Origin of the sequence: Massilia oculi, from assembly GCF_017582745.1 — a bacterium.
Taxonomy (GTDB): domain Bacteria; phylum Pseudomonadota; class Gammaproteobacteria; order Burkholderiales; family Burkholderiaceae_D; genus Telluria; species Telluria oculi_A.
In genome coordinates this window covers 18,360-31,956 of the sequence record NZ_JAFVIM010000038.1, presented here as the reverse complement: position 1 = coordinate 31,956, position 13,597 = coordinate 18,360, and the positions used below count along the sequence as shown (strand labels likewise).

The 13,597-nt window shown below is 64.0% G+C and carries 13 protein-coding genes and 3 tRNA genes; 8 read left to right on the top strand and 8 right to left on the bottom strand.

The genetic code is table 11. The features are described 5' to 3' along the window. Positions 1-80 precede the first annotated feature (80 nt). Positions 81-968 carry an REP-associated tyrosine transposase gene (locus J3U95_RS26655; protein WP_441295269.1) on the top strand — a complete coding sequence of 296 codons (888 nt, stop codon included), beginning with the start codon at positions 81-83 and terminating at the stop codon, positions 966-968. Between the two features lie 128 nt (positions 969-1,096). Here the strand turns inward: J3U95_RS26655 and J3U95_RS26650 are convergent, their stop codons facing one another. From J3U95_RS26650 to J3U95_RS26615, 8 genes are all read right to left on the bottom strand, one after another. Continuing rightward, the gene (locus J3U95_RS26650; protein WP_208281551.1) at positions 1,097-2,311 is read right to left on the bottom strand and encodes a helix-turn-helix transcriptional regulator; all 1,215 of its coding nucleotides are present in this window, start codon (positions 2,309-2,311) and stop codon (positions 1,097-1,099) included. A gap of 139 nt (positions 2,312-2,450) precedes the next feature. Then, complete coding sequence (locus tag J3U95_RS26645) at positions 2,451-2,984, bottom strand: SixA phosphatase family protein (RefSeq protein ID WP_229520118.1); 534 nt, start codon at positions 2,982-2,984, stop codon at positions 2,451-2,453. 81 nt (positions 2,985-3,065) lie between these two features. Continuing rightward, positions 3,066-4,277, bottom strand: a complete 1,212-nt coding sequence (locus tag J3U95_RS26640) for an acetyltransferase domain-containing protein (protein ID WP_208281550.1) — start codon at positions 4,275-4,277, stop codon at positions 3,066-3,068. A 128-nt stretch (positions 4,278-4,405) separates the two neighbouring features. Next, positions 4,406-4,672 carry a hypothetical protein gene (locus tag J3U95_RS26635; protein ID WP_208281549.1) on the bottom strand — a complete coding sequence of 89 codons (267 nt, stop codon included), beginning with the start codon at positions 4,670-4,672 and terminating at the stop codon, positions 4,406-4,408. Between the two features lie 78 nt (positions 4,673-4,750). After that, positions 4,751-5,113: a hypothetical protein gene (locus J3U95_RS26630; protein ID WP_208281548.1), complete on the bottom strand. Its 363-nt coding sequence runs from the start codon at positions 5,111-5,113 to the stop codon at positions 4,751-4,753. A gap of 70 nt (positions 5,114-5,183) precedes the next feature. After that, complete coding sequence (ttcA, locus tag J3U95_RS26625; protein ID WP_208281547.1) at positions 5,184-6,131, bottom strand: tRNA 2-thiocytidine(32) synthetase TtcA; 948 nt, start codon at positions 6,129-6,131, stop codon at positions 5,184-5,186. Next, entirely contained in the window at positions 6,128-6,526 is a 399-nt protein-coding gene (locus J3U95_RS26620; protein ID WP_005663650.1) for a dihydroneopterin aldolase, read from the bottom strand. Before J3U95_RS26620 ends, ttcA begins: the two co-directional genes overlap by 4 nt. A gap of 9 nt (positions 6,527-6,535) precedes the next feature. Next, the gene (locus J3U95_RS26615; RefSeq protein ID WP_208281546.1) at positions 6,536-7,336 is read right to left on the bottom strand and encodes an SDR family oxidoreductase; all 801 of its coding nucleotides are present in this window, start codon (positions 7,334-7,336) and stop codon (positions 6,536-6,538) included. A gap of 44 nt (positions 7,337-7,380) precedes the next feature. On the opposite strand from J3U95_RS26615, the gene J3U95_RS26610 reads away from it, so the two are divergent. The 7 genes from J3U95_RS26610 (at position 7,381) to J3U95_RS26580 (ending at position 13,511) form a co-directional block, all read left to right on the top strand. Then, on the top strand, positions 7,381-8,529 hold the full coding sequence (locus J3U95_RS26610) for a class I SAM-dependent methyltransferase (protein ID WP_208281545.1): 1,149 nt from the start codon (positions 7,381-7,383) through the stop codon (positions 8,527-8,529). 132 nt (positions 8,530-8,661) lie between these two features. After that, positions 8,662-9,621: a J domain-containing protein gene (locus tag J3U95_RS26605; protein WP_208281544.1), complete on the top strand. Its 960-nt coding sequence runs from the start codon at positions 8,662-8,664 to the stop codon at positions 9,619-9,621. A 166-nt stretch (positions 9,622-9,787) separates the two neighbouring features. Beyond that, positions 9,788-11,431: a tetratricopeptide repeat-containing response regulator gene (locus tag J3U95_RS26600; RefSeq protein ID WP_208281543.1), complete on the top strand. Its 1,644-nt coding sequence runs from the start codon at positions 9,788-9,790 to the stop codon at positions 11,429-11,431. 13 nt (positions 11,432-11,444) lie between these two features. After that, on the top strand, positions 11,445-12,980 hold the full coding sequence (locus J3U95_RS26595; RefSeq protein ID WP_208281542.1) for an HDOD domain-containing protein: 1,536 nt from the start codon (positions 11,445-11,447) through the stop codon (positions 12,978-12,980). Positions 12,981-13,205: 225 nt separating this feature from the next. Further along, positions 13,206-13,290: transfer RNA gene (locus tag J3U95_RS26590), tRNA-Tyr, on the top strand. Positions 13,291-13,329: 39 nt separating this feature from the next. Continuing rightward, positions 13,330-13,403 (top strand) — tRNA-Gly (locus tag J3U95_RS26585). 33 nt (positions 13,404-13,436) lie between these two features. After that, positions 13,437-13,511 (top strand) — tRNA-Thr (locus J3U95_RS26580). The last annotated feature ends 86 nt before the right edge of the window (positions 13,512-13,597 follow it).

The following is a 13,597-nucleotide window of genomic DNA, read 5'->3' as shown; positions in this document are numbered from 1 at the left end:
GCTTGCTTGAGGATGGCGATGATCTGGCTGTCGGTAAAACGGGACGTCTTCATGTAGAGCTTTCTGTTCTTAAGTAGAAAATTCTACTTCTAAACGCGCTCTTTCTGTGGGGGGATTACCCACTCAGAGTCAATTTTCCGGGGGCGCTCTACCACGTGACGTCGCGCGGAAACCGACGCGCACCTATCTTTCGGGATGACGCTGATCGACGTATCTGGCTAGATGTGCTTGCGAAGGTTTGCGAGCGCCATCATTGCATCATTCACAGTTTTTGCCAGATGACCAACCACTACCATTTATTAGTGGAAACGGTCGAAGGGAATCTACCGAGTTGTATGCGCCAGCTCAACGGTCATTACTCACAGCATTTCAATCGACGGCATCGTGTTGTTGGGCACTTGTTTCAAGGGCGCTATAAGGCGATATTGGTTCAGAAAGATAGTTATCTTCTAGAGGTTTCTCGTTATATTGTTCTAAATCCTCTGCGCGCTAATACGGTAGCGGCCCTGAACGAATGGAGATGGAGCAGTTACCATTATTTTATTGGTGATGACGTTTCACCTGACTGGCTTGAGCGCAACTGGCTTTTAAGGCAGTTTGGTGATACGTCGACGAGCGCGATCGTGGCGTACCAAGAATTTGTGCTTGCTGGGCTCGGACAACCGAGTCCATTCGAGGCTACCCGTCATCAAATCCTTCTTGGCGATGAAACTTTCATATCGGTGCATCAGCAACTGCAGCAATCCGAAGAGCTTATAGAAACCAAGAGATCTGAACGACGCGCAGTTGCGCTTCCGTTGTCTGACTATCAGGACCGGTACCCGGACAGGGGAGAGGCAATGGCACGTGCTTACGCCTCTACCGCCTTCACCATGTCGGAGATTGCACGCGCGTTTGGTGTGGCGACCAAAACGGTCAGCAGAGCGGTTGCCGGCTTTGAGAAGGCAAATAAAAGCAGATCATTGTAGAGGCCGTGTCCAAATGTCAGACCTGACCCCGCAGTGCGGTGTGACCCCGCAGTGCGTGACCCCGCAGTGCGCATGAACCTGTATCCGGTGCTGCGCGCGAACGTTGCTCCCTGACGTCTCATCCGCGGTCAGGCGCCGTCTCCCTCGAGGCGCCGACCGCTGCCTTCCCTGAGTGCGCGCTGTAGCTGTGACGCCGGCAGGTTCATCAACAGCCGAACCAGCTCGGGCTGGCGGTTGGTGGCGGTCTTCTGGTAAATCGACAGCAATTGCTTGCGCACCGTGTCGTACTGCACGCCGAGCAGGTCGGCGATGGTCTTGAGCGGCACGCCATCGGCCAGCATCGACGCGATCTTGCATTCGGCATGCGACAGGCCGAAGGCGGCGGTGAGCAGGGCCGAATCGATCACCTGGACCGAGGTCGGGTGGTAGAAGAACAGCATCACCAGCGGCCGCAGGCCGAAGCTGCCGAGCGTGTGTTCCGGGACCAGCATCGTGAAGAAGGCATATAGCGCATCGGCTGCCGCACCTGAGGCGGCTTCGCTGCGCATGTGCAGCGCGCGCGATTCCTTGTCGTCGGGCTTGCCCTGCGCGACGGCATTGCGCACGCGGGTTTCCAGCTCGCCGCACTGCATCAGGAAGGACGTGCGGTAGCGCTGCGGCAGCACCAGCTTGCCATCGGCTACTTGCACCAGGCTGGTGGAGGCGAGCAGGCTGCGCGCCGCGGCGTTGGCCAATACGACGTCGCCGGTCGCGGTCAGGAGCATCACCGGCTGGCGCAGCTTGTCGACCAGGGCATGGCCCACCAGCGCCTGGGTCGAATACACGAACTGGGCCAGGCCCATGCGCACCGCGCGCTCCATGTGCGGGCGCAGGCGGTCGAGGAAGGCCAGGGCGTCCGGCGGCAGCGGGCCTTCGCCGCTGCTGCGCAGGCAAGAGAAGATGACGGTCGCCTCCGGCGTATCGGCCAGCTTGCAGGCCGACACATAGCGCGCCCCATGCGGGATCAGGAATTCCTGGTAGAAGGGGTGGGAAGCGGCGAAACCGTCGTCGAAGTGCTCGTGGCAGTGCAGCCAGTCGCCCGTGGACTGTTGGCGCAGCAGGCCCACGCGCGGGTCGATGAACTGGTATTTCTGGATGTATTCGAGGTCGATCTGCGGCGCCATCGCGGCGCCGTCGCTGTACGACAGCGCGCCACGCTCGCCATCGAAGGCCAGCATGTGGACGGCGCGTCCGCCGATCGCCTCATGCACGCTGTCGAGCATGCGGCGCCAGGCGCCCCGGTCGTCCAGCGTGTCGTAGATGAGATTGACGATGCGGTCGAAGCGCGCCTGTGACAGGTCCACAATTCCTCTCCCGATACTTTTTTTTGCATAAATACTAATGCTATCGGGCATTCGACTCTTGGTCGATACAATTTTGAGACAATTGTTAATTGTGGAAAACGTAAGACAGCGGCTGTTGTCGGAACGCCGCAGTTGCCGCTCAGGGCGTGCCGGAGGACGCGGGTAGCGAGCTCAGGATGACCGTCCTGACCGCGCCGCCGGCGTCAGGCGTGAGCTGGTAGAGGCGGTCGTATTCGTCGTCCGCGATATCGAGGCCGGGCTCGCCGCCGAACAGGCGCACCAGTTCCGGCAGCGTGTTCGAGTGACCCACCACCAGCACCGGGCCGCGCACTGCCTTCACCTTGTCGACCAGCGCTTTCGGCGCGGCCGGGTCGTACTGCCCGACCTGCAACCCCAGCTGCCGTGCCAGCGGCTGTGCGGTCTGCAGCGTGCGCGCGGTCGGCGTGCTGAAGATGGCCTGGATGCCGGTGCGGTGAAGGATCGTCGCGATGTTCTGCGCGCGCAGCTGGCCTTGCGGCGTGAGGGCTGGGTCCTTGCCGATGCTGGCCTTTTCGCCATGGCGGACCAGGTAGATTGCGCTGGGTTCGGCGAAGGCCATGCCCGGCAACAGCACGGCGAGGGCCAGGGATAGATTGCGTAGCAGGCGCGCAGGCTGGATCGAGGGCAAGTGCATGCCATTCTCTTGACAGTGAATTCACAGCAAGCCTAGCACGATCCGGTCGTCCTGGCCCCCCCGGCCCGGCACTGCAGCGTTCTAGAAATACTTGAGCCAGGTGATGTCGCGCCGGCGCGCCTTCAGGCGCGAGTACCATGCGGTCGGCACATATAGCACCGGCAGAAGAACCGCGTACCAGAGCCAGAGCCAGTTGACGTCATCCAGCCCGAAGCTCACGCCGTGGGTCGGTCCCCAGATCATGAAGGCGACGTGGTACAGCGCGCGCAGCACATAGATGTGCAGGATGTAGAAGAACATCGGCGCGCCGCCGAACACCGCCAGCGCATTCAGCCAGGGATGGCCTTCCCAGCGTTCGAACAAGGCGAGCAGGACCACCCCCACGCCCAGCGTTTGCAGCAGGAACAGAAGTGATGGCGGATACTTTGTCAGCGCGATGAAGCCCATGATCGTGTGCAGCGCGGAGTCGCCCGCCACCCACGGCTTGTCGCCATACACGTTCAGCGCGCGCAGCACGACGAATGCCGCCAGCATGCCGAATCCCAATGCCAGCAGGCGCCGTACACGCCGGCCGCTGTCCGCGGCACTGCTCTTGTCGCGTTCGTACCAGCTGCCAAGCAGGTAGCCGAGCACGATCACGCCGATCCACGGCAGCACCGGATACGAGGTCCTGGCGAACGCGCCGAACGGCAGCGCGATCATGTCGCGCTGGTGCAGCAGCGCCCAGGCCACGAACCCGGGCTCGCCCGGTACCAGGCGAATGCCGTCGAGCAGATTGTGGCCGGCCACGATCGACAGGCCGAGCGCAAGCAGCAGTTTCTTCGGCAGGTAGATCAGGGCGGCCAGGGCAATCATGCACACACCGATAGCCCAGATCACCTGCAGCCAGAACGTCATCGGCAGCTTGACCGTCCAGGCGAAGGTGAGCAGGGTGACGTCGATCGCCATCAGGAGCAGGCCGCGCTTGAGCAGGTAGGCGGCGGTCTCGACCCGGGTATGATTCTGGCCATACAGATAGGCACCCAGCCCGGTCAGGGCGACGAACACCGGGGCGCACAAATTGGTGACGATACGCAGGAAAAACATGACCGGTTCCACGGTCACCGGATTCACCGGGTCCGGCACGTTCATGTACAGGTACCAGTTCTCTCGAATATGGTCGAGCAACATGATCACCATCACGAAGCCGCGAAGTGCGTCCAGGCTCTGCAGGCGACGTCGGTTGACGGCGGCCTGCTCTACCGGGGTAATGGACACGGGTTGATCGAATACGTTCGAGGTAGCTTGTTTCATTGGAATCCTTTGCCTGGACGTGCACGCGCATCATGCCGCGTGACCGCTCTCAACGATAATGATACTGCATTATCATTAATAATCGTGGGCGAAGGAGTGATTCGACATCGATGCCGGAAGCATCCATGTCATGCGCGCAGCGGCAGTGCCGCCACCCGCACCAGCGACTGGCTGGACATATACCAGTCATTGATCACCAGTTCAGCCTGTTCGATGCGCATGACGCCGAGCGGCTCGTCGCGCAGCTCGGCGAGCAGCGCAGTAAAACGCGCCGCATCCCGCAAGGGTTCGGTAAAACGAAACAGCGTCATATGCGCGGTCACCAGGCGATAGCGGCGGTCGAGCGCACCGTCGAGGCCCCGCTCGCGCAATGCGGTCCGCAGGCGCTCGCGCAAGATCTCCAGCGATCGCCCGCGTGGAACACCGCGCGCCATCACCGCGCCGCGCGACAGCGCGATGCCGCCGAAGTCGATCTAGATTGCCTCGATGCCTTCCACCGCGGCCCGGGCCGCCGCCAGATAGTCATCCACCAGCGCCGGGTGGATGGCGACGCCGGCGCCGGCGGTCAGCAGCGACAGGATCGTCATGTGCATATCGGCTGCCGGATAGCGATACTGCCGCGGTTCGGCGCCGGCCAGGCGGTCCAGCAGGCCGTCGAGGCGCGTTCGCAGCGAAGGGCAGGGCCGCGCGATCAGGCTGATGCCCCGGCGCGGGTCGGGACCGGCCGCAAGACGCGCGTCGTAGTCGACGTCCCCGCGCGCGATCGCAGCGAAGGCGTGTTCCCACATCGTGTCGTAATGGGCGTGCAGGCTGGTTCTGGCAGAGATGTCGGTCATGGCGTCGTTGCGTGGATCGGGACGAAAAAAAAGCAGAGGCCTGGCCTCTGCTTTCATCGATACGCGGCTGTCAGAGCTGCGTCAACGAAATCGTATTCGCCGCCGGCGTCGAACATGGCTCCTCGTCGAACGCGATATCGCCCAGCGGATTGGGCACGCCATCGGTCTTCAGCCCGACGAAGTCGAACAGGTTCCTGTCCTGCAAATGCGACGGCACCACGGTCGACAACGCCGAGAAAGTATTCTCGACCCGGCCCGGATGCTTCTTTTCCCATTCGCGCAGCATGTTCTTGATCTGCTTGCGCTGCAGGTTTTCCTGCGAGCCGCACAGGTCGCACGGGATGATCGGGAAGCCTTTTACTTCGGCATAGCGCTCGGTGTCGGCTTCTTTCACATAGGCCATCGGGCGGATCACCATGTGCTTGCCGTCGTCCGACACCAGCTTGGCCGGCATGCCCTTCAGCTTCCCGCCGAAGAACATGTTCAGGAAGAAGGTCTCGAGGATGTCGTCGCGGTGGTGGCCCAGGGCGATCTTGTTGCAGCCGAGTTCGTCGGCCACGCGGTACAGGATGCCGCGCCGCAGGCGCGAACACAGCGAACAGGTGGTCTTGCCTTCCGGGACCAGGCGCTTGACGATGCTGTAGGTGTCCTGGTTTTCGATGTGATACGGCACGCCGAGCTTGTCCAGGTAGGCCGGGAGGATATGCGCCGGGAAGTTCGGCTGCTTCTGGTCGAGGTTGACCGCGACGATGTCGAAGTGGATCGGCGCGCGCTCGCGCAAGGTGAGCAGGATGTCGAGCAGCGCATAGCTGTCCTTGCCGCCCGACAGGCACACCATCACCTTGTCGCCGTCCTCGATCATATTGAAGTCGCCGATCGCCTGGCCCACCAGGCGGCACAGGCGTTTGTGCAGCTTGTTGTCCTCGCGCGCGATCTTCTCTTGCTTCTTCGCGTCGATGCCGGCCCCGGCGGTCGGGAAGTCGTCTTCGACGACGCGTTCAATCACCGTTTCGTTCATGCTTCTTCCTTGATCCTGAATACTTCGACGCCGACGCCTTCGCAATCCGGATAGACGTCCGGCTTCATGGTCGACACGCCGGCGGCGCGCACGCGCGGGTGGGTCAGCATGGCGGCCACCACGTCGTCGCACAGCGTTTCCTGCAGGTGGATGTGGCCCTTGGCGATGCGCTGGGCAATGGTCTCGCGCATGAAATCGTAGTCGACCACTTCCGCCAGCTGGTCGGCCTTCGGCGTCGACAGCTCCAGCGGAATGTACAGCTCAACATTGATCAGGACACGCTGCTCGCCCTTCTTCTCGAAATCGTGCACGCCGATATTGATCATCACTTCGTAATTGCGCAGGAACAGCCGGCGGCAATCGCGCAAGCTCGGGTGGGACAGGGCGGACAACATGGGATAGCCTTATTTGATGGAGTTATTTGGTTCAGTCAGGAACATCACGTCACGCTGCGACGGCATCAGGTGCTGGCCGCCATCGACCAGCAGGGTGGTGCCGGTCAGCGCGCGCGCCGATGCGGCATAGACCACGGCGTCGGCGATGTCCTGCGGGGTCGATGAGCGCTGCAGCGGCGTCATCCGGTGCGCCGCGGCGAAGCCTTGCTCGCTCTGGTCGCCCGACACCATCGTGATGCCGGGGGCGACGCCGACCACGCGCACCTTCGGCGCCAGCGCCTGGGCCAGCATCGTGGTCGCCGTGTGCAGGGCCGCCTTGGACAGCGTGTACGACAGAAAATCCGGGTTGAGATTGTACAGTTTCTGGTCCAGCAAGTTGACCACGACGGCTTGCCGCCCATCCGGGGTGGCGGCATGCAGTTCCTGCGCCAGCAGCACCGGCGCGGCCACGTTCGCCTGCATATGGGTGTTGAGCAGCTCCCAGGAGAACGCGGTGGCGCTGTCGTATTCAAACAACGAAGCGTTGTTGACGATGCAAGACAGCGGGCCCAGCGCAGCGCTGGCCTGGCCGACCAGTTGCCGTACCGCCGCCTCGTCGGCCAGGTCGCATTGCAGCAGCGTGGCGCGCCGGCCGAGCGCCAGGATGGCGTCGCGGGTCGCGATCGCGTCGCTTTCGGAATGGCGGTAGTGCAGGGCGAGGTCCCACCCGGCCCGGGCCAGGCCGAGCGCGATCGCGCGCCCCAGGCGGCGGCCGGCGCCGGTCACGAGCGCGACCCGGGGCAGGGAGATCGAAGGGCTATCCGTCATCATTGTCTTAAATTGTTGATAAAAGCTATTCTGGCTACAATGCCGGCATGTCCCTGCCCGCACCCGATACCGACGCCCTGGCCGCGTCCCATTCCCTGCAACAGCTCATCGCCGCCGACATCGAACAGCACGGCGGCGCGATCGCATTCTCTCGTTTCATGGAACTGGCGCTGTACGCGCCCAGGCTCGGGTATTACAGCGGCGGCGCAGCCAAGCTCGGTGCGAGCGGCGATTTCACCACCGCGCCCGAGATGACGCCGCTGTTCGGAGCGGCCGTGGCGCGCGTGGCAGCCGCTATTATCGCCCAAAGCGCGCCCGACATCATCGAGTTCGGCGCCGGCACCGGCCGCCTGGCGCGCGACGTCCTGGCCGAGCTGGCCAGGCAGGGCGTCGAAGTACGCTCGTATACCATCATCGAACTGTCCGGCGAATTGCGCGCGCGCCAGCAGGCCAACCTGGCCGACCTGCCGCAGATGCGCTGGCTGGACGCCATGCCGGACCGCTTCAGCGGCGTGGTGCTGGCCAACGAGGTGCTCGACGCCATGCCGGTCGAGCTGGTGATCCGCACCCGCGACGGCTGGCGCCGGCAAATGGTCACGGTCGAGGACGGCGCTTTCGCCTTCGTCCAGGCGCCGCTCGGCGATGAACTGGCCGCACAGCTGGCGCGCCAGGTGCCGGACCACGAGCAGATGATCGAGGGCTATGTGACCGAACTGCACCCGGTCGGCGCCGGCTTCATGCGCTCGCTGGCGACGATGTTCGCGGGCGGCCGCGGCGCCGCCATCCTGTTCGACTACGGCTTCCCGGCCCACGAGTATTACCTCGACCAGCGCATCGGCGGCACCTTGATGTGTCATTACCGCCACCATGCGCACCCGGATCCCTTTTATTTGCCGGGCCTGCAAGACATCACGGCCCACGTCGATTTCACGGCGATGGCGCTGGCGTCCCAGGATGCCGGCCTGCCGGTGCTGGCCTATATGAGCCAGGCCGCCTTCCTGCTCGGCGCCGGGATCGGCGAACTGTTGCTGGAAAACGACCCCGAGGATGCGAAACAGTTCCTGCCCCAATCGCGCGCCGTGCAAAAACTGGTTTCTCCTGCTGAAATGGGCGAATTGTTCAAGGTCCTGGTGGTCGGACAGGACGTAGAATTGCCAGAGCCAATCGTGCACGCGGACCGCAGTCATCGCTTGTAGACTTTATGATATCTTGCACAGCGGATACAAATCCGGCTAAGCTGTGAGGTATTCCCGCGTCTCGTCACATGACGGGCTTCGGCCGAGGACAGACAGAACGCGCAGGGTAGAAGCGGGTAGACTTGACAGATCATGGCCAAGATTCACACACATTATGACAACCTGAAGGTGTCGCGTCATGCGCCCCAGGAAGTCATTCGTGCTTCCTACAAGGCCCTGAGCCAGAAATACCACCCGGACAAAAACCCGGGCGACGAAAAATCCGCCCGCATCATGGCGGTCGTCAATACCGCCTACAACGTCCTGTCCGATCCCGTCCGCCGCAAGGAACACGACGAATGGATCGCGGCAGAGGAGTGGGAAGTCGAGTGGCTGGAAAGCTCCAACGCCAAGGAAGGCCAGCCGCGCAAGAATGGCGAACAATGGGATGCGCAGCCGCCGCCCAAGCCGCGCCGCAAGCGCCTGTGGCGCGATCCGCGCTGGTGGCTGGGCATGTCGGGCTGCTTCGTGGCCGGCGCCGTCGTCGCCGTGCTGACGATCGAACAGCAGCCGGACATTATCCCCAGCGCGCTGGCCTGGGGCGGCATCGCCCATGACTCCGTCAAGACCGGCCGTCCCGACGCACTGGGCGTCGACGCCAGCAGCGACGACTGGGCCCGCCGCATCGGTCCGGACGGCGCCAAGGGCCCGCCGCCCGCGGTGCGCGCGCTCGCCGTCACCCAGCTGGCGGTGCCGGCCCGCGCCCCCGACTGCAGCACCGACCTGCAGACCCTGGCGTCGCCCAGCGGCGATCCCTGGCCGCTCGAGTCTTCCTATGTGCCCGGCTACCCGGTCGGCAACGAGGGGGCGGAGATGCAGGTCGTGATCGACAACAGCGCCAACGCGGCGCCCGTCTTCGTCAAGCTGTACGACCTCGACCGCCGCGCCAACGTCAGGCATGCCTTCGTGCAGCAGCGTTCGAATTTTACTTTCGACAAGCTGGCGGCCGGCAAGTACGAGGTGCGTTACCAGAACGTGGTCGACGGCGCCAGCAAGTCGGAATGTGACGGCCGCCACACGGCCCTGCGCCAGGCCGCGGCCGACATCCAGTAATCCGGACATCCAGTCTACCTGTCGTTTTTTCGGCGTACTGACACTTTCTCTTGTCAGGACCTTACCCGATTTCATTATTTTCGTTCCGCGCCGTAATATACTGGCCAGATGCCGCGCGCCCATGCAGCCACGGCGCTACGCCCAACGCAGGCTTATACGGACCATCATGAACGAACTGGAAGGCCTGACGGCCCTGATCATCGAGCCCCACGCGGGGATGCGGGCCAGCATCCACAGCATGCTCACGCTGTGCGGCCTGACCCGGATCGAGCACGCCAGCACCTCCAACCAGGCCGTGAAACACCTGGGCCTGCGCCAGTTCGACATGATCCTGTGCGAATACGACCTGGAAGGCGGCCAGGATGGCCAGCAATTGCTGGAAGACCTGCGCCACCACAAGCTGATGCAGCTGGCCACCATGTTCTTCATGGTCACGGCCGAAGGCAACCACAGCAAGGTGGTCAGCGCCGCCGAGCTGGCGCCGACCGACTACATCCTCAAGCCGTTTACCGCCGATCGCCTGCTCGAGCGCATCGCACGCGCCCTCGACAAGCGCAATGCCTTCCTGCCGGTGTACAACCTGATGGAGGCGGGCGACCAGGAAGAGGCGATCGCCGCCTGCATCGAAGGCCAGCGCCTGCACGCGCGCTACGCGGTCGACTTCCTGCGCCTGCGCGCCGAGCTGCACATGTTCCTGGGCCAGGCCGACCAGGCCGAGCCGATCTATCGCCACCTGGTCGAGATCAAGGCGATCGCCTGGGCCCGGCTTGGCCTGGCCAAGACCCTGTTCGTGCGCAAGCAATTCAGCGAGGCGCGCGACATCCTGGAAGACCTGGTCGACACCAACCGTAACTTCGTCGACGCCTACGACTGGCTGGCGCGCACCCACGCGGCGGTTGGCGAATTGCAGAAATCGCAGGCGGTGCTGAGCGACGCGGTGGCGGTGTCGCCGCATGCAGTGCGGCGCCTGCGCACCCTGGCCGACACCGCTTTCGAGGCGGGCGACGTCGACACCGCCGAAAAAGCCCTGCGCCAGGTGGTGGGCAAGGCGAAATACTCTGAATTTCGCGACCCCGAGGACCACGTCAAGCTGGTGCGCGCACTGGTGCACAAGGGAGATCCCGTCGGGGCCGCCGCCGTGGTGCGCGACCTCGACCGCTCGATGGGCGGGCGCGCCAATACCCCGCTGTGCAGCGCGATCGCCTCGGCCCTGGTGCACGAGTACACCGGCAACGAGCAGCGCCTGGGCGAAGCGCTGGGCACGGCCCTGGCGTCAGCCAAGGACGCGCCCAATCTTTCGGCCGACCTCAAGCTCGAGCTGGCGCGCACCTGCATCGACAATGGCCGCGAAGAAGGTGCTTCCGAGATCGTGCGCGAGGTGATGAGCAATGCTTCGAGCGATGCCATGGTCACGCGCGCCATGGGCGTGCTGGAGCAGGCAGGGAAGGGCGAGCTGGCGCAGACGCTGGCGCAACAGAGCCGCCAGCAGGTGGTCGACCTGGTCGCCGGCGGCGCCGCGCGCGCCAGGAACGGCGACTACCAGGGCGCGGTGCGGCTGATGCTGGAAGCGGCCACCAAGTTGCCGAGCAATCCGGCGGTGGCCTTCAATGCCGCGCTGGCGGTGCTGCGCTGCCTCGAGCACGAGGGCTGGGACAACCGTCTCGGCGCCCAGGTGCCTGCCCTGATCGGCAATGTGCGCAAGCTGGATGCGCTCAATCCCAAGCTGCCGGCGCTGGCGGCGCTGCACCAGCAGGTGCTCAAACAGTATAAACAGGGCGCGCACGCCGCGCCGCTGCGCAAGGCCGGCTGAGCGGATCGACGTCATGACCGACATCCCCCAGGACGGCGCCCCGCGCCGCGTGCGACCCGCCCTGATGCGCAAGCTCAGCGGCACCGAGCGCATGTTCACCCTGGGCGGCGCCATCATGCACGTGATCGGCATGGGCTATAGCGACGACCTGGGCACGGCCGACCTCGCGTATTACGTGGTGTCCGACGTGGCGCTCACCCAGCGCATCCTGCGCCTGTCCAACACGGTCCAGTACCGCACCCTGTCCGGCACGCCGGTGACGACGATCTCGCGCGCCATTTCCCTGCTCGGCTTCGACAATGTGCGCGCCGCCGCGCTGGCGATGCTGCTGGTCGATGCGCTCGACACCGCCGAGCACGGCGTGCGGGTGGAACTCGAAGCCGCCCTGTGCGCCAGCCTGGTCGGCCGCGAGCTGGCGCGCCACAGCCCGATCCCCGGTGCCGAGGAAGCGGCGATCTGCGCGCTGTTCAAGAACCTGGGCCCGCTGCTGCTGGCCAGCCACGAACCGGAGCGCTACCGCGAAATCGCCGCGATCGTGGCGGCCGGCAAGCACAGCCCCAGCCAGGCTGCGCAACTGATCCTGGGCTGCAGCTTCGAGACCTTGTCCGAGGCGGTCTTGCGCGAGTGGCAGATGCCGGAGCTCATCGTGCAAGCCCAGGCGGCGCTGCCGCCGGGGCCGCTCGAGGTGGCCGCCGACCGTGACGAATGGATGCGGCAAGTGGCCGCTTTCAGCCGCGACGTGGCGCGCCTGATGGGGCGTCACCACGATCCGGCGGCCGCCCCCGAGACCCAGGAACTCATCGTGCGCTATGGCGCGGCGCTGGGCGTCGACCATCCGGCCATGGTGGCGCTGTACGACGAGGTGCAGGAAGGCATGAACGGCATGCTGCAGAGCATGAACATGGAGCGTGCGCCGAAGACCGATCCGAAGGCCGGCAGCAGCCTGCCGAACGTGCTGGCGCTGGCCACCCTGGACGCGGGCGAGGACGACGAAGGCGAGTTCCACCCCAGCGGCAAGCCGAAGAATGCGCGCGACCTGCTGCTGGCGGGCGTGCAGGACGTAGCCCTGCTGGGAGGGTCCGGCGCCGGCGTCAACGACGTGGTCAATGCCGTCCTCGAGACCCTGTACGGCGCGCTGGGCTTCCGCTTCGCCACCGTGTGCCTGCGCGATGCGCGGACTGGCCAGTTCCGCGCGCGGGTGTCGCTGGGCGAGGGCAGCACCGACCTGCAGGACGGCTTCGCCTTCCCCTGCGCCTTCTCGCGCGACGTGTTCCACCTGGCGCTCGAAAACGACGCCGACATGATGATCGCGGACGCCTTCAGCCCCAAGATCCGCGACCTGCTGCCGGTCTGGTACAAGACCCTGCTGCCGGACGCCGAGAGTTTCATCGTGCTGCCGCTGGTGGTTGGCAAGGCCAGGGTAGGCCTGATCTACGCCGACCGCATCTTCACCGCGCCCGAGGGCGTGGCGCCGGACGAGACGGCGCTGATCAAGGCGCTCAAGGCGCAAGTGTTGGCGGCGCTGGCCCCCGGCGGCGCAAACTCGTAGCGTGGACGGCTCCGCCGTCCACGCGGTGATCGATAGCGCCCGCCGGAACAATTCCAAATCAGTTCATAAAGATTTTTTCGCACTTGGCAAAATCACCCTTGCAGCTTTACAGTCCGACCGTTACAATCACGCCCCGAAGCAACGCTGTCAGGCGAAGTAGAAAATCTTCTACCGAAACCTGATTGACAGTACGTTGAGCTTGCTTCATACTCTGCGGTTCTTCGCGGTGGGGTGGCCGAGTGGTTAAAGGCAGCAGACTGTAAATCTGCCCTCTCTGAGTACGCTGGTTCGAATCCAGCCCCCACCACCAAAAAAGAAGATCGTGAAGTCGGATTTGAAGTTGTACCTCGCGGGTGTAGCTCAATGGTAGAGCAGAAGCCTTCCAAGCTTACGACGAGGGTTCGATTCCCTTCACCCGCTCCAGTTAGTGCGGTGGTTTCTACATCGCAAAAATCAGCCCTTGTAGCTCAGTGGTAGAGCACTCCCTTGGTAAGGGAGAGGCCACGTGTTCAATCCACGTCAAGGGCACCAGAATTTTGTACGGCAGTCGCGTTGCACTGGTCCGTCAGGTGTGCCTGGTAATTCTCAAAAATATCGTTAGATCTTAGGAGTCTGAA

Bases quoted from the DNA above. Each gene is read 5' to 3' on its own strand.
- J3U95_RS26645 (WP_229520118.1), bottom strand. From the start codon at position 2,984: ATGCACTTGCCCTCGATCCAGCCTGCGCGCCTGCTACGCAATCTATCC.
- J3U95_RS26640 (WP_208281550.1), bottom strand. From the start codon at position 4,277: ATGAAACAAGCTACCTCGAACGTATTCGATCAACCCGTGTCCATTACC.
- J3U95_RS26630 (WP_208281548.1), bottom strand. From the start codon at position 5,113: ATGACCGACATCTCTGCCAGAACCAGCCTGCACGCCCATTACGACACG.
- ttcA (WP_208281547.1), bottom strand. From the start codon at position 6,131: ATGAACGAAACGGTGATTGAACGCGTCGTCGAAGACGACTTCCCGACC.
- J3U95_RS26620 (WP_005663650.1), bottom strand. From the start codon at position 6,526: ATGTTGTCCGCCCTGTCCCACCCGAGCTTGCGCGATTGCCGCCGGCTG.
- J3U95_RS26615 (WP_208281546.1), bottom strand. From the start codon at position 7,336: ATGATGACGGATAGCCCTTCGATCTCCCTGCCCCGGGTCGCGCTCGTG.
- J3U95_RS26610 (WP_208281545.1), top strand. From the start codon at position 7,381: ATGTCCCTGCCCGCACCCGATACCGACGCCCTGGCCGCGTCCCATTCC.
- J3U95_RS26605 (WP_208281544.1), top strand. From the start codon at position 8,662: ATGGCCAAGATTCACACACATTATGACAACCTGAAGGTGTCGCGTCAT.
- J3U95_RS26600 (WP_208281543.1), top strand. From the start codon at position 9,788: ATGAACGAACTGGAAGGCCTGACGGCCCTGATCATCGAGCCCCACGCG.
- J3U95_RS26595 (WP_208281542.1), top strand. From the start codon at position 11,445: ATGACCGACATCCCCCAGGACGGCGCCCCGCGCCGCGTGCGACCCGCC.